The organism is Leeuwenhoekiella sp. MAR_2009_132 (genome assembly GCF_000687915.1).
Taxonomy (GTDB): domain Bacteria; phylum Bacteroidota; class Bacteroidia; order Flavobacteriales; family Flavobacteriaceae; genus Leeuwenhoekiella.
This window is the reverse complement of the sequence record NZ_JHZY01000004.1, coordinates 1092700-1109504: the sequence shown is the minus strand read 5'-3', so window position 1 is coordinate 1109504 and position 16805 is coordinate 1092700. Positions and strand designations below refer to the sequence as shown.

Here is a 16805-nt window from a genome sequence, read left to right as displayed (position 1 = left end):
AAATAGCATTTAGCAGACTATATGGGCTGAAAGTTTCAAAGTAACCTTTCATCCTAATCATTTTATTAAATAAGACGAGTGCTGCTATGCCAAAAATTACGCTTTCCCTATTACTTATTTTACTACTAAAGGTAGCTCCTGCCTTTGCTCAGGATAGCCTTTTTGTTGCCTTTAACACCGATAAAAAAAATACATTATGGAATGATTTTACCTATGATATGGGTAATGTAGTAGGGGGTGTAGGTTTTGCGTATTCAAGACCGTTGCATTGGCAGGGTGATGATTTTCTAAGGTTTGGAGGTGTTGCTGCAGGAACTACAGGTCTTTTTTTACTAGATGATGAGATACGCAAAGCACTCGTTTCTCATAAAGATGATGTGCCGCCTCTTCTTTTAGATTTTGGCTATTATTCTGGAGCACCCCAGAATAATTATGGAATTACGGGAGCGGTTTACCTCACGGGTTTATTTACTAAAAATGAGAAATTAAGACGTACCGGAGTTTTAATGATAGCCTCAGCAACTGCCGCGGGTGTTGTACAACAAATAAGTAAATCACTGGTAGGTAGAGCGCGACCGGGAGCCGGTTTTGGAAATCACCATTTTAAACCTTTTGGCGGTAGTTCTTCATACCGTTCTTTTCCTTCCGGCCATGCGGTTCTTACGTTTACGACAACGTACTCGATTGCAAAGCAATTTGACAATAAGTGGATTAAAGGAGGTATCATAGGTGTTGGTTTAATACCGGGTTTAACCCGAATTTATGAAGAAGCACATTGGGCAAGTGATGTAGCTTTAAGTTGGGCAATGAGTGCATTTATTGTAGAAGCAATAGATAAGTATCTTGATAGAAAATATGAGCAAAAATATAACCCTGATCTTGCTGCTAAAGAATCAAATTTTGAATGGAATCTTACCTTCAGCGGAGATCAAATAGGAGTTGTACTTCAATTTTAGAAATTAAGCTTTTGTTTTATTGAATCAATTTATTTAAGTACATTTTACGCTTTACCTTAATGCAGTAAAACACATTATTTTCAACCTGTTTAATTGTTTACCCAACTTTTTGAATTCTAAGAAAAATATTTATGCCCGTTCGGGGCTTTTTGCAAAGGCAATTCTCTTTTTATCAATTGGGGTTATTACCGCTATGGAAGCTTTTGGCCTGGGCGGTTTTAAAGCAGGCAGCTTTACCCTTATGGATGTTTTAGCTAAACAGGAATTTGGAAACGCCTTGCTTATATTGTGGGCAGTAGCCCTTTTTGGGTATGTTTTCTGGCGGGTTTATGAAACTATTGTTGATAATGAGGGCTATGGTACGAGTATTATAGGTTTAGGCCAGCGTATCGGATTTTGTTTTGGTGGTCTAGTTTATGCGTTTTTAGCTGTCAGCGCGTTGCAAGTGGTATTCAACCCAGATGGATCAAGCTATTTAACAACCACAGATTTTCAAAAGTTTATTCATACAGATTTTGGTAGAATTTGTGTTGTAGGAGCGGCTTTAGGGATGATGGGAGGTGCTTTAAATGAGTTTTATATCGCTTTTTCGGGTATTTTTAAAAAGACTATAAATATAGATGCCATACGCCCTAAACTTCAAAGAGCGGTGATGAGTTTTGGTACTATAGGGTATGCCTCTCGCGGTTTTACAGTAAGTATAGCTGCATTACTTTTACTGGACTCAGCATATACCACCCGCGATATTACGAGCGCAAATAAAGAAGCTGCATTTTCATTTATGCAATATGCCTTTGGCGACCTTATTTTAGGGTTAATCGCCATAGGCTTTATCGTTTATTCCATGTATGTATTTGTTGAGGTGCGCTACCGTAAAATTGATATGTAATCTATTTAAAATGCGGTATTCTTTTAATTCTCTTAATTTACTTTCCAAGTAAACTTTTATTAAACAACTTTAGAATACGTTTATACTCATCTGTCCAGCTGCTGGGTTCTATAAAACCGTGACTTTCTACCGGGTAAACTGCTAGTTCCCAGTTGTCTTTTTCCAGCTCGATTAAGCGTTGTGTTAACCGCACCACATCCTGAAAATGAACGTTAGTATCTACCATACCATGCTCTATTAGTAAATCTCCCTGTAAGCCTTCGGCGAAATAAATAGGAGAAGAGCGCTTATAGGCTATTGGGTCTTGAGTAGGTTCGTTTAAAATATTTGCTGTATAGCCATGATTGTAATGTGCCCAGTCTGTAACAGAGCGCAAAGCAGCACCGGCTTTAAATGTATCCGGCTCGTTAAAAAGTGCCATTAATGTTATAAAACCACCATAGCTTCCGCCGTAAATACCTATTTTTTCAGGATTTATACCGTAATTTTTGATGAGGTATTGTACACCATCTACCTGGTCAGAAAGATCTTTTCCGCCCATATGGCGATAAATTCCTGTTCTCCAATCGCGACCATAACCGGAACTGGCACGGTAATCAATATCGATAACGGTATACCCCAGGTCGGTTAACATATTATTAAACATGTATTCTCTAAAGTAGCTAGACCACCACTTATGTGCATTTTGCAAATAGCCTGCGCCGTGTACAAATACTACCGCAGCACCATTTTTTACTGAAGTTTCAGGAACATACAGGCGTGCAGGTACCATAGCACCATCTGCAGCTTTAAATTGTATGTTTTCAGGTATGCGCCACGGGTAACTTTTAAAGGCATCAGACTGGCCACTAGTAAGTTGCTTAGCGGTTTCTGAAGCTGAGGTTTTCTTAAAATAGAGTTCCCAGGGTTTGTTACTATATGAATTACGTATCGCCATATACTTCTCGTCTGGAGATAGTGCAACTTCATTGTTGCCGGGAAGCGTAGTAAGCTGCCTCATAGTACCGCCCATCACCGGCATTTTATAAAAGTGACGCTCACCCGCATTTACTTCTGATGTGGTTAAAAACCACGACTTTTTATCGTTAGATAAAAACGGATCAAAAACCTCATATTTCCCTTGTGTGAGGGCTTTTTTCTTACCGCTATTTACATCTAGCAGATACAGGTGTGAGTACCCACTTTCTTCAGACTGAAAATAAATATGTTTATTATCTGGCAACCAGCCTAAAGTACCGCCACCAAAAGACCAGCCGATTCCCGGGCCGGCAATCCAGGCCTCATCACGCTGGCGATCTAAGGTTTTAAGACTTCCATCTTCAAGGTTTAAAAGCGCAATCCAGCGGTCTTTATTATCTTTAGAACGCACATTTACAATGGCTTTGCTGCCGTCGTTAGAAAAGATAGCTTGCGATACAATAACTTCACGTTCTTTAGCCTCCCACTCTTTATCCGGGTAATCAGAAACATAATCAGGTAAATCTGTAATTCCCGTTAATTTTGAAGGGTCTACACTATATACCGTATCTTTTTTACGGTTGTAAATAGCTAAAGAAGCTTCGGTTTTATCATCGCCTACTTTGCTGCGTGCACGTAAATCTTCGGTATAACCTGACGCATCTACATAATTAGGTACATTAGTGCTTTCTCCACGATCGCGCTTTGTCAATACAATAGTTACAAAATTTGCGTTAGGAGCAACCTGTAAAGTGTTAATAGATTGTTCGCCCGAGTAAAAGACAAACGGTTCTGGGTCTGCTGTCATCTCGCGGTAGGCTTTAGAAAGAGAGTCCTGTTCTTCGCGCTCTCTTACGATCTGCAACAGGCCTAGGTTTTCTTCTTTCAACCATTTATTTTTATCAGATAACTTTTTATCCTTATCGTCTGTAGCTTTTCCTTCTTTAAAATTGGTAAGTTTTTCTAGACTTCCTTTTGCAGTATTAAAAACATACGCATTGTTTTCAAACGTAAAAGCGATTTTATTTTCATCTGAAAGAAAAGTAGCATCGCCCAATCGTGCCCCCAGATTTACTATTAAACTAGATTCATTTTTCGCTACATCATAGAGGTAGAGGGCATTGTCTTTAGTATATAGTTTTTTAGTTTTTGAACTATTAAAACTGCCATACGAGCTAATCATCGCTTTGCGCTCAGCGAGCGACACTTTTTGAATATTATCAAGTTTGTTAACTTCTATTTTATAGAGACTATCGCTTGTATTCCCGTCAGGGTTGTAATTAAAATAGATGGTGTTGCTTTGCGTTCCCCACTGTACATTTTCAGGAAAGTTACCCATCCATTTAGGATCTTTCATTATTTTTTCTACGGAAAGAGCGCTGGTTTGAGCAGAAACAGTAAGATTGCTGAAGCACATAAGGGCAACCAGAAGGATGCCTAAATAGGATTTAAACATAGAATATTCTTGAAAATTAGAGAACAGCCTGAAAGTTACAGAATTGTTTGAAAAGTGGGGGTTGTTTTTTTAGGGATAGCCACGAGTTAAAACAAAAAAGCCTCACCGTTTAAGGTAAAGCTTCTCAAAGGTTTCACTACAAAACCAGTTTCCAAATCTCTTTGGAAACAACACAACATCGTTATAAAAAGGCAGCTTCAAAGCTGCGGTTATTTCTTAGTAAGAAAACAAAAATAGTATTAGTTTTTTGAATTTTGATCAACAAACCTAAATTTTAAGATTGCAATTTGATCAATACGTAAACCGGTAAATGATCTGAGGCATAATGCAAATCTTTAGAATCGCTTAAAACAGCGTGCTTTAGAACCTGAGACGTATTGCTTTTTCCCTGAAAAATATAATCTATACGTCGGGTAACCGGCTCATCAAATTTAAAACCATTAAATGTACCTGATGGTCCAAAAGCTCCTCTGGGAGCAAGTTCATTTGTGTCAAATAATTTGGTTTTTAAAACCGCGATAGGATCACTATCTGGTTCGAGATTTAGATCTCCGGTTAGAAAAACCGCTGCATTTTCGGTATTTAATTCGGTCATTTTTTGCAGAATTAATGCAGCTGCTTCTTTGCGAGCTTCAACACCTACGTGGTCAAAATGCGTATTAAATACATAAAATTCTTCCTGAGTAGTTTTGTCTTTAAATAAAGCATAGGTGCAAATACGTGGCAGTGCAGCATCCCAGCCGGTTGAGATTTTTTCGGGAGTTTCAGAAAGCCAGAACGTATCGCTTTTAAGAACTTCTAATTTACCAGCATTGTAAAACAGTGCTGAAAATTCGCCTTGATTCTCTCCTTCACGCCCCACACCTATATGCTTGTATCCTGTAAGATTATGATTTAAATAATCCATCTGCTCAGGCAAAGCTTCTTGAACGCCCATTACGTCTGGGGCATAAAATAACACCTGACTAGTTAAAAACTCTTTACGCTGACTCCAGGCATCATCGCCATCAGATTCTGTGCTCAATCTAATGTTATAGGTCATTAAACTAATTTCCTGAGCATTTAATGCGGTGAGGCACAAAAGAAGAATTAATGGAGTAAGACAGTTTTTCATTTTAAAGATTTAATAAAGGTTGAAAGATATAAATATCTAGTTCACTTATTTCAGTTTGGTGATCCCTGCGTTAACGATCCACGTGTTTATTTTTGGGTAATAACTTCTGTATTCTGAATCTTTTCGCCTTTAATAATTACATCATTTAAAAACTGTGCAATTTCATTTGTAAAAGCATAACCCAGATTTGCCCAGTCATGATTTCCGCCTTCTGCCGTGAGTAGACTGTAGGAAGCATCTAGATTTTTAAGACGTTCTGCGATAAAAGCATCACCATCTAAAGGTAAAAATCCCGGGGTTTCTGCGCTGCAAAAATGGTGGGGTTGACTGTTATACGGGACTAAGTTATCTGCGTCTCCGTGAATGAATATTCCGGGAACAGCATTGTATTTTGTAATATATCGTGCATCAACCACAGCTCCGGCAAGAGACACAACCGCAGCTATCCTGGCGAAGTCTCCAAGACTTTTAAATTCAGGATGGTTTGCCATATAGGCGGTATTTAAAATACCTTCAGCACCAGCGCTGCTACCTGCAAGGATTATTTTTTGAGTATCAAAACTGAATTCAGTAGTATTTTTTAGATATGAAATAGCTTTTAAAATATCTGCAGTCGTTTGTTTAAAAGTTTCCATTTTTTCTGAAGCGGGACACGCACAACCAAAACCTGTTGCTTTGCCTTTTCGCGTAAGCGTATAACTTATAGAAGCTACTGCATAGCCTTTTGCAGCCATTGTTTGAGCAAATTTAACTTCTAAAGGATTGTCACGTTGGCCACCAGAAAAACCACCACCGTGAACTAAAACAATTAAGGGTCTGGCTGCATCTTTCTCATTCTCCTTAGCAGTATAAAAATCTAATTTTAATGAATCAGAATAGGTATGTGTAGATTTAACCAGATCAGCATATATCTGACCTACATATTGTTCTTGTGCTTGTGTAAGTATTCCTGTAACCAGGAATAAAAAAAGAATACTGATCTGGCGTTTCATCTAATTGTAATTTTAGTTTAACGTAAACGTTTCTTTTAATGAAGCATTGCTGTCGCCGCCTACAAAAATTTCAAATTCCCCGGCTTCTGCAACAAAATCAAGCGAGCCGTTATAGAATTTAAGATCATCTGCTTCTAAAGTTAAGGTTACCGTTTTTGTTTCACCTTTCTTTAAAAATACATTTTTAAACCCTTTAAGTGTTCGCTTAGGTGGAGCGAGAGTACGTACTACATCGTGAAGATAAACCTGTACGATTTCTGTACCGTCATAATCGCCCGTGTTTGTAACATCTACCTGTATTACTACAGGTTCGCCCTGTGCTACTTCTTTCTTATTAATAGTAATGTTTTTATAGGCAAAACTAGTATAGCTCAAACCAAAACCAAAAGGCAATAAAGGAGCATTAGGTACATCTAAATATTGAGATTTAAACTTCTCAAAGGCTGCAGTAGGAGCCGGGCGACCGGTATTTTTCTCACTGTGGTAAATAGGGATTTGCCCTACATTACGAGGCCAGGTAGCGGTTAACTTTCCAGATGGATTGTAGTCTCCAAAAAGCGCATCTGCAATAGCATTACCGGCTTCAATACCGGGATGCCATACCTGTAAAATACTTACCGGTAAAGCCAATTCTTCTTCAATAACCAGTGGACGACCACTCATCAAAACAAGAACCAGAGGCTTGCCTGTTTCTGCGAGAGCACGTATTAATACTTTTTGACTTTCAGGTATTGTAATGTCTGTTCTGCTCGCTGCTTCCCCGCTCATTTCTGTCGCTTCACCTACAACAGCAACAATAATATCTGCTGTTTTAGCTGCTGCTAAAGCTTCTTCTAAAAGGCTATCGGGAGTTTGTTCTGAAATATCGATTCGCGGGCCGAACACATTTACTTTTTTCGCAAAAGCGGAATCATTAGAAATATTTGCTCCTTTTGCATAGGTGATTTTAGCATTTGGGGCTACATTTTTCAATCCAGGTAAAACAGGAATAGATAGTTGTGGGTCACCAGTAGGCGCCCATGTTCCCAACATGTTATTTTTATTATCAGCTAAAGGACCTATCAACGCAATGTTTGCATTTTTTGCTAACGGAAGTATGTTGTTTTCATTCTTTAACAAAACAAACGACTTTCTAGCAGCTTCTCTGGCTAATTGCCTGTTTTCAGCAGTTAGTATATCACGTTTAGGTCGCTTGCTGTCTGAGTATTTATAGGGGTCTTTAAACAGTCCCAATTTATATTTAGCAACCAGAATACGACGACATGCTTGTGTGATTGTTTCTTCGGAAACGTTACCTTCATCAACAGATTTTTTTAGAGTAGTAAGGAAACCTTCACCCACCATATCCATATCAAGGCCTGCATTTATTGAAAGTGCAGAAACTGCCTGCAAATCGCCCATACCGTGAGCCACCATCTCATTTACTGAAGTATAATCTGAAACTACAAAACCATCAAAACCCCATTGTTCTCTCAATAGTGTAGTTAATAGCCATTTGTTACCACTTGCAGGAACACCGTCAACATCGTTAAACGAACTCATTACACTCTCTGCACCTGCGTCTAAAGCAGCTTTGTAAGGAGGTAAATATTCATTATACATACGTACTCTACTCATATCGGTAGTGTTGTACTCGCGACCCGCTTCTGAAGCGCCATACAACGCAAAATGTTTTACAGTAGAAATCATTGTAGCTTCGTCAGATAAATCGGTTTGCTGGTACCCATGAACCATTGCCTTTGCAATTTGAGATCCTAAATACGGGTCTTCACCGGCTCCTTCAGAAATACGTCCCCAGCGTGGATCACGCGATACATCTACCATAGGAGAGAAATTCCAGTTGATACCGTCTGCTGTTGCTTCTTTAGCAGCAACCTGAGCTGTTTTTTCAATCAATTCTAAATCCCAGCTACTGGATAATCCTAACGGAATAGGAAATGTAGTTTTATAACCATGTATGATGTCTGAACCTATTAAAAGCGGAATTCCCAAACGGGTTTTCTTTACGGCGATTTCCTGCGCCTGTCTTATTTTGTCAGGTCCTGAAACGCCGAATAAACCACCTACGTTTCCGGCTTTAATTTTTTCTTCAACATTTTTACTTACCACCGAACCGGTAGCAACCCCGCCACCCGGAGTTAATAAGTTAAGTTGACCTATTTTTTCTTCAAGCGTCATTTTTTTTAGCAATTCTTCTACTTCAGGAATGCGTTGCTGATTTTGGGAGAATGCAGTACCGAAGCTTGCGATTGCTATAATGAGTAGTAATTTAGGGAGTGTATTTTTCATAATTCTTATTGCACGTGTATTTTTAGTTTTGTTTAGTGTGACTAAAAAGCCATTGTAAAAAATCGGGTTCAGCAAATGCCGAATCCCAACTGTTGTGATTAGCGTGTTCATAAACCGTTACTCGGGGTTTTGCACCGGCTTCAAGTAGTGCCTGCGCCATTTGCAATGAATACACAGGGTTTACCACATTATCTTCTGCACCATGAATTACCCAAAATGGAGTTTGAGTAGCATAATTATTTACTTCGCTTGTACTTCCTGCACCACAAATTGCGATTGCTGCAGCAAACATTTTTGGGTTGCGTTGTACGATTTCATACGTACCCATACCACCCATCGAAAGGCCGGCAACATAAACTCTAGAGGTATCTACTTTACCTTTTTTAATGAAAGAATCCACTAATTCTACTGCCATCTTAAGATGCGGTGTTGGCTTTTTTTCGGGGTGAAAGGTGATGCCAATAGGATAGGTGCTACGGTCTACATCTACATTTGCCCAATACGAATTTGCAGGGCACTGCGGAAAAATTACAATTGCCGGAAACGCATTGCGATTACCGGTAGTTGCAAACACTTTTGCGCCGTGTGTTAATTGAGATGTATTGTCTGACCCACGCTCTCCTGCACCGTGCAAGAACAGAATTAATGGATATTCTTTAGTCTCATCATAATTTAATGGATACTGAATACGGTATTGTAAACTGTCTTCTGCACTGTGATAAACGGCAGCTTCAAAACTATCCTGAGCCGTCATACTTACAGAATATATAAGTGCTATAAAGAATGTGAGTTTTATTTTCATACTAGTATTATTGAGGTACGGTATAATTAAAGTCGAGTTTTTCAAGCCCTGCCTGCACGCGTTCATTACGCATAAATAAGTTCCACAGTAGCCCTGTTCTGTGATTTTCAATCATCACTAAAATAGGTCCTTGATCTATTGCTAGATATGCTTCGGCAACTTTGTAATTTTGATCTGGACTAAAGGCATCGTAAAAACCTGCAGGTCCTAAAAGGATGTTTTTAATGCTATAAAATCCACGTAATGCTGCCATAGATTCCTGTGGTGTGTATGGGAACGAACTTAATGCAGCTGTGGGTGAGATCACACCGGTATCGTTACCGGGACGATGGGCTTTATAACCCAGACTTCCGTCTGTATTAAGCGTGTAACTTGCTGTTAATCCCCAAAAATTCTGACCATAATCGCGCCATCCCAAAGGGTTTTGCACGCAATAGGCATAATTACTCAACGCGTGATTTACAGTAGCGGTCTCATAATTTACGTAGGCATCAGATAATCCAAAAGGATTTAATCCCAGGTAGGAGTAATGTGCCCAAAACAATGGACCGCCGGTTTGTTCTGAACCTGCGTGTTTTACTTCTAATGGATAACCATATGCCGAAGCACTAGATTTTAGATTTCCGTTTAATGCCCAGCCCTGCTTGTAAACTTCTGCGGCTATGCTATTTTCTTGCGAAGCAGCCGCTAAAATATAAGCGATTAAAGTCTCATTGTATCCCTGAAGTTTTAGGTTTATCGCAAACTCATTGTTAGGACTCCAATGCCAATACAATACATTCTCACCTTGAGTAAACCAATTCCATTCTATACCGTCAACGAGTGAAAAAGCGAGTTCTGAAAGTGCTTGTTCTTCGGTAGAACCATTTTTAAAATATTCTCCAACAGTTATTAAACCTTGAGCAAGAAAAGCGGTTTCTACTAAATCTGCTCCATCATCAAGTGTACTAAATGGAAGCGCTTTTCCGGTGGAACCGTGAATCCAATGCGACCAGGCTCCGTGAAAGCGATCTGCATTTTCTAAGAAATTTAAAATTTTTGAAAGGCGGTTTACCGCTTCTGTACGTGAAACGAAATTACGTTCTATCCCAACCAGAATTCCCATTAAGCCAAAACCCGTTCCGCCTGTAGTGACCGTGTTTTGATCCTGATTGGGATTTGCAGGAATATAGCGTTCTCGAGCTGCTCCAGATTCTGCATTAGCAAAATCCCAGAAATATTTAAAAGTTTCCTGCTGTGTAAGATCTAATAATTCTGCATCAGTTAACTCGGGCTGGGGAGTAGGATTTTCATCGCCGTCGCCTTGCCCGGGATTTTCTTCAGGAGCTTCTGCAACAGCATCACTGCTATCACTAGAACATCCTAGAATTAAAAAGCAAAGAATTATATAGATCGCGTTTTTAGTCATTTTCTGGTTTTAAATACGGACTTTCAAATCCGAGTTTTTGAAGTCCCTCTAGGACGTCTTCATTTTTCATAAATAAATCCCACAACAAACCACTTCTGTAATTCTCGATCATTACCGGAATAGGACCCTGATCAATCGCCAGGTAGCGTGGCAGGTACCAATCATCCTGTAAACTAAATGCATCGTAAGGGCCGTATTTGCCAACCAGCGTATCTAAATTTGTGTACATATTGCGTAAAAATGCCTGACTTTCAGTAGGTGTATATGGCATAGATGATAAAGCTGCAGTAGGAGAAATTACACCCAGATCATTGCCGGGGCGATGCCCGTCATAACCTTTCATAGAATAGCTAGATGTCATTCCCCAAACTTCTGGGCCATAGCCTTTATAACCCTTTGGGTTTTCTAAGGCATACTCATATTGAATTTTAGCATGGTTCACATTGAGTTTCCAATAGTCGCCATATTGGTCTGATAATCCTTTTGGGTTTAAACCTAAATACGAATAATGTGCCCAGAACATAGGGCCTACAATAGCTTCGTCATCGTGCTCAAAGTGATTTAGAACGGTACGCAATCCATAAGCAGTTGTGTCTTTCGCAATCTTACCATTCAAAGCCCAGCCTTGTTCATAGACTTCTTTTGAAATAGGGTGAGTAGGAGAGGCAGCAGCCAATACATACATTATTAGAGCTTCATTATAACCACCCACGGGGAAGTTCATCTTCCAACCCACATTAGGTGACCAGTGCCAGTACAAGGTGTTTTTACCTTGAGTATACCAGTCCCATTCTACTTCTTCCCACATTTTTTCAATTTGAGCAACTAAAGCTTGTTCTTGCTCATTTCCATCACGGTAATACTCAGCTACAGTAAGCATCCCCTGTACTAAAAATGCAGTTTCTACAAGATCACCACCATCATCAAATTTGCTGAATGGTTTAACCTTGCCGGTTGTACCATCTAGCCAATGTGGCCACGCCCCGTGAAAACGATCTGCTTTTTCTAAGAAGTTTACCATTTTTTGAAAACGGGCAAAAGCGGAGTCTTTAGGGATGAAACCGCGTTCTGTACCCGCAATTAAGGCCATAAAGCCAAAACCACTACCGCCTATGGTAACTACATTTTTGTCGTTTGAAGGGTAAATGCCATCTAGATGTATACGCTCTGCGGCAAGCCCCGAGTTCTTGTTTGCTCCTTCCCAGAAGTAGTTAATAGTTTGTTTTTGAACGGTGTCTAGTAATGCTTCGTCAGAAAGAGAATCAGAGGTCGTGGTTACGACCTCTTGATTCTGACTCTCAGTTTTAGAATCTTTACATCCTGGCAGGGATAAAAGAACCAATCCAATTAAAAATAAACGCATAAAGCTTTTTTAAATAGGTTTACCAACCTGGGTTTTGTGTCATTTCCGGAGTTTGTACTAACTGGTTGTTAGGTATAGGAAACAACTCATGTTTGCCTTCAATAAAGGTTTTGCCGTCTGCTGCCATTGCCGCTTTAGCTTGTCCTGTACGTATTAAATCAAACCAGCGATCGTGTTCCATAGCTAATTCTAAGCGGCGTTCTTTCCAGATTAATGGTCGTAATGCAGCTTGATCTGTAGTTGTAACTGCAGGTAACGAAACGCGAGATCTAACACGGTTAAGTGGTGTTAAGGCAGCAGCGCTTTGCCCCAGTTCATTTAAAGCTTCAGCTCTAATTAAAAGAATCTCAGAAAAGCGCAATACACGAATATTCTTATCGCCATCACCCTGACCTCCATTTGCCGAAGAATAAGCTTTCTCATTGTAGCGCGGGTTCTCAACACCTTCGTCTATAAATCTTCCGTCAAATAAAGTTTCTCCTGCAAAAATTATGGTTGCATCTCTACGTATTACATCTCCTTCGGCATTAAAAGCATCTTCCAGATTTTTTGAAGGTGTATTAAAGCCCCATCCCATACCATTAGATCCACCACGGGTTCCTTGAGTTTGAGAATATTGCTGAACACCATGCTGAGGAATTTCTCCACGAGCTTGAATTTCAAATAAAGACTCAGGACCATTTTCTGTAGATGCTCTCCATACTGTAGCATAATCTGGCTCTAAATCATACTGATTAGAAGTAATTACAGTATTAGCCATATCTGCAGCTTGTTGCCACTTTTTCTGATATAAATATACTTTTGCAAGTAAGCCTTGTGCAGCCCCTTTAGTTGCGCGACCTAAGTCTTGCGCAGCATAATCACTTTTAAGCGGTAGTGCAGCAATTGCATCGGTAAGGTCCTGCTCAATATACGCATACACGTCTGCAGCAGGAGCGCGTTCAACTAAGTCTATATGCTGAAGCGGTACTGCTCCAAAAGAACGTACTAACCAAAAATAGTTAAGAGCTCTTAAAAATTTTGCTTCACCAATTACTCGCTCTTTGGGTGCTGAAGATTCTCCTTCATAAGCCTCGGTAAATTCAATAGTTTGTGAAGCACGACCTACGGTTTTATACCATTGCGTCCACATAGAAGTCACAGACCCCGATGAAGTGGTAAATGTCAATTCATCTAGAACACGTTTATCGGCTCCACTATCTGTAGGCGAACTTCCTTTATCTGAATTATCAGAAATCATATCGGTAATTCCCAGATAGGAGAATGCATAAGCAAATTCAGTATGCATCCCGTAAACTCCGGTTAAAAATTCTTCAGGCTGAAAGTTTTCTGCGCTGCCTTCTGCCACAGGATCTACGATCTCAACTTCTTCAACAAAGTCATCACAACTGGTGATTGTCGCTGCTGTAAACATGCTAAGCAGGGCTATTTTATAGGTGTATTTCATAATGCTTTTTGTGTTTAATTAAAGTTTGAAATTAGCTCCAAGAATAAAGGACTTGGTATTAGGGTATGCTGAAAGTTCAATACCTGTTGTACTGGTAGGATCTCCATTCTGATTTAATTCTGGAGTAAACCCTGAATAGTCTGTAATCATAAATGGGTTTTGTAAGGTCACGTAAATGCGGGCACTGCTGATGATAGATATTTCAGGTAGTGTGTAACCCAGCGTAATGTTGTTAATTCTAAAATAAGAACCATCTTCTAAGTAATACGAAGAAGCTTCTACATCACGATCTGCACCTGGGTCAGAATTGGTTGATCCTGCACCTGTCCATCGTTTATTAAAGATATCTTCGGTTATATTTTCACCACCTATACGGGTGCTGTAAAGACCATTGTACACTTTATTGCCACCTACGCCAAAACCAGAAACACTTAGATCAAAGTTTTTATAGTTAGCGCCCAGGTTTATACCGTAATTATAGGTTGGAATGTAAGAACCAAAGTATTTTTTATCCCGATCGTCTATAACACCATCTTCATTCTGGTCTACATAACGTAAGTGACCCGGAGCAGCACTACCTAAAGAAGTGTTAGCATCAATTTCTTCCTGAGTTTGCCACACACCATCTGCTTCATACATCCACCATGCAAATATGGGTTGACCTTCTGCAAGACGTTTTGTAATACGGCCGTTTCCTAAACTTCCACCTATCGCACCATCATACGCCGGTTTTACGTTTTGTACTTTATTCTCGTTTGTAGAAAAATTAAGACCTACGTTATAGCTAAAATCAGATCCTATTTGATCTCTCCAGTTTACTAAGAATTCAAAACCGCTATTAGAAATTTCGGCAGCCTCGTCAAAAAAGTTTGCTGAATACTGTGAGTTAAGTAAGGGCTTAACACTCAAAATAGCATTGGTATTTAAACGGTTGTAGTAATCTATCGTACCTGATAATCTTCGGTCTAATAAAGCGAAATCAAAACCGGCTTCAAATTCTTCGGTAACCTCCCAGGATAGGGGTTGAGCAGGAGAACCTACTGCAGCGCCCAGTATTAAACTTTGAGCAGGGCCAAAAACATAATTTGTATTGCTACTACCATCGCTGGTATTAATTCGTTGAATGTTAATAGGCACAGACTGGTTTCCTAATTTACCCCATCCTGCAAAGAATTTAAGGTTGTCAAGCACGCCATTATTTTCCATAAACGCCTCGTTAGTCATCGTCCATCCTAAACTTACTGCCGGGAAATAGCCAAAGAAATTACTGTCACCGGTAATGAAATCACTAGTACCATCTCTTCTAATTACTCCACGTACATAATATCGCTGATCGTAATTATATTCTACACGACCAAAATAGGATTGTAGATTAGTGCTCTGATAGGTATCACCACCTACATTGTCATTAAATAACTGACTTGTTCTGGTGTTGAAATTACGTAAGCTGCGTTCTGGTCTTACGTCATAGGCCTGTGAGCTTGTGAATTCACCACCTTCGTAGTTTTCACGACTCAAACCTAAGGTAGCGCTCAGATTGTGTTTGTCAAATTCTTTAGTATAGGTAAGAAACCCTTCTACATTCCAGCGATACGATTCAACCCGGCTAATACTGTATGAGTTATTTGCAAATTCAGTAGAAACATTACCATCTGCATTAGGAATTCGTCCTGCTTCAAACTGAGCTTCAGTTCTTGTAGGGTTATTATTTAACCATTGATCTCTAATGTCTGAATAGCTATGATTTGTTGAATAAAACTTAGTAGCTCCAAAACGGGTAGTCAACATTAAATCATCTGTAATATCAAACTCGGTGGCTATTTGCCCTTGTAAACTTGTAGTATTTATATACGTATCTTCATAGTAAACCTGAGAAACCGGGTTTCCGTGAGAGTTTAAACGACCTAAAGTTTCGCCTGGTGCAGTTTGAAACCCTACAACACCGGTTTGTTGATTAACCAATGACTGACCAAAACGACCGTTATCATAACGCACAGGAACTAACGGAGACTTGCGGTATGCTGTGCTAAATGCTCCAAATGGTTTTGGAGTCTCATAAGTATAAGCAACGTTTAAATTTTGAATAACTCTAAAGCGGTCATTAAACAAATGGTAGGTATTGTTGCTACGTATGGTACCACGACGATACTCCTGACCTTCTAAAATCCCTTTTTCCTGATATAAATTATAGCTTAAGAAGTAATCAATGTTTTCGTTTGCACCTGAAACAGAGAAACTATTATTTTGAATGGTTCCTGTTTGTAATAATTCGTCATACCAGTCTGTATCATACTGCTGGTTATCTTGTAATAAGAAACCGCCATTTGCAGCACTTTCTTCATTAAAGTATTGTGTGTATTGCTGCGCATTAGCCATTTTTACCTGGTTTAGCACAGTTTTAGCACCATAATATGATTCAAAAGAAAAAACGGCTTTACCTTGTTTCCCTTTTTTGGTAGTTACTAAAATAACACCATTTGCTGCACGTATACCGTAGATGTTAGCATAAGATGCACCTTTTAAAAAGTCTATGCTTTCTATATCATTTGGGTTAATACTACGTATATCGCTTAAAGGTTGCCCATCTACAATATATAGAGGCGTTCTACCTCCTTCTGCTGTACCTAAACCACGCATCAATACGGTAGGAGAAGATCCCGGGGCGTCATTTGTGATAATATTTACACCCGCAACTTTACCCTGTACAGATGTTAGTGCAGAGGTAGCAGGCTGTTTTGTGATTTCTTCACTTTTAACAGAAACAATTGCACCGGTTATATCAGATTTTTTCTGATTTCCGTATCCAACAACCACGACTTCCTCAAGTTCGTTAGAATCATCCTGCAACGTAATGTTATAAGTAGCGTCTTTAGTTATAGAAAACGTTTGAGCTTTAAAACCTAAATAGGTAACACGTACCTGATCTCCTTCAGTTACTTCTAAAGAAAAATTACCGTCAAAATCGGTTACTGCATAGTTGTCTTTATTAACAACCTTCACTTCTGCTCCCGGTAAAGGAACTTTTCGGGTGTCTATTACAGTTCCCGTAACTGTTTTTGTTTCCTGCGCAGTTACACCAAATGTAATAAGCGTCAGCAATAACAGAAATGTTATTTTAAGTTTCATACGCAC

The 16805-nt window shown here is 39.4% G+C and carries 11 protein-coding genes; 2 read left to right on the top strand and 9 right to left on the bottom strand.

Annotated features, from left to right (window positions below):
* The first annotated feature begins 86 nt into the window (after positions 1-86).
* Together P164_RS13160 and P164_RS13155 are read left to right on the top strand one after the other, a co-directional pair.
* Complete coding sequence (locus tag P164_RS13160; RefSeq protein ID WP_028376798.1) at positions 87-956, top strand: phosphatase PAP2 family protein; 870 nt, start codon at positions 87-89, stop codon at positions 954-956.
* Positions 957-1065: 109 nt separating this feature from the next.
* Positions 1066-1845, top strand: a complete 780-nt coding sequence (locus tag P164_RS13155; RefSeq protein ID WP_028376797.1) for a DUF1206 domain-containing protein — start codon at positions 1066-1068, stop codon at positions 1843-1845.
* Between the two features lie 37 nt (positions 1846-1882).
* On the opposite strand, the gene P164_RS13150 is transcribed toward P164_RS13155, so the two are convergent.
* The 9 genes from P164_RS13150 to P164_RS13110 form a co-directional block, all read right to left on the bottom strand.
* Complete coding sequence (locus P164_RS13150) at positions 1883-4258, bottom strand: S9 family peptidase (RefSeq protein WP_028376796.1); 2376 nt, start codon at positions 4256-4258, stop codon at positions 1883-1885.
* 274 nt (positions 4259-4532) lie between these two features.
* Complete coding sequence (locus P164_RS13145; protein ID WP_081817377.1) at positions 4533-5372, bottom strand: endonuclease/exonuclease/phosphatase family protein; 840 nt, start codon at positions 5370-5372, stop codon at positions 4533-4535.
* 86 nt (positions 5373-5458) lie between these two features.
* Positions 5459-6364 (bottom strand): alpha/beta hydrolase, encoded by a 906-nt coding sequence (locus P164_RS13140; RefSeq protein WP_028376794.1) that lies wholly within the window; start codon positions 6362-6364, stop codon positions 5459-5461.
* A 12-nt stretch (positions 6365-6376) separates the two neighbouring features.
* Positions 6377-8653: a beta-glucosidase BglX gene (gene bglX / locus P164_RS13135; RefSeq protein ID WP_028376793.1), complete on the bottom strand. Its 2277-nt coding sequence runs from the start codon at positions 8651-8653 to the stop codon at positions 6377-6379.
* Between the two features lie 22 nt (positions 8654-8675).
* Positions 8676-9455, bottom strand: coding sequence for a prolyl oligopeptidase family serine peptidase (locus P164_RS13130; protein WP_035899833.1), 780 nt, complete (start codon positions 9453-9455; stop codon positions 8676-8678).
* Positions 9456-9462: 7 nt separating this feature from the next.
* Positions 9463-10863 carry a glucoamylase family protein gene (locus tag P164_RS13125; protein WP_028376791.1) on the bottom strand — a complete coding sequence of 467 codons (1401 nt, stop codon included), beginning with the start codon at positions 10861-10863 and terminating at the stop codon, positions 9463-9465.
* On the bottom strand, positions 10856-12226 hold the full coding sequence (locus P164_RS13120) for a glucoamylase family protein (RefSeq protein ID WP_028376790.1): 1371 nt from the start codon (positions 12224-12226) through the stop codon (positions 10856-10858). The genes P164_RS13125 and P164_RS13120 overlap by 8 nt, the downstream gene beginning before the upstream one ends.
* 19 nt (positions 12227-12245) lie before the next feature.
* Complete coding sequence (locus tag P164_RS13115; RefSeq protein ID WP_028376789.1) at positions 12246-13673, bottom strand: RagB/SusD family nutrient uptake outer membrane protein; 1428 nt, start codon at positions 13671-13673, stop codon at positions 12246-12248.
* An 18-nt stretch (positions 13674-13691) separates the two neighbouring features.
* Positions 13692-16799, bottom strand: a complete 3108-nt coding sequence (locus P164_RS13110; protein WP_028376788.1) for a SusC/RagA family TonB-linked outer membrane protein — start codon at positions 16797-16799, stop codon at positions 13692-13694.
* Between the last annotated feature and the right edge of the window lie 6 nt (positions 16800-16805).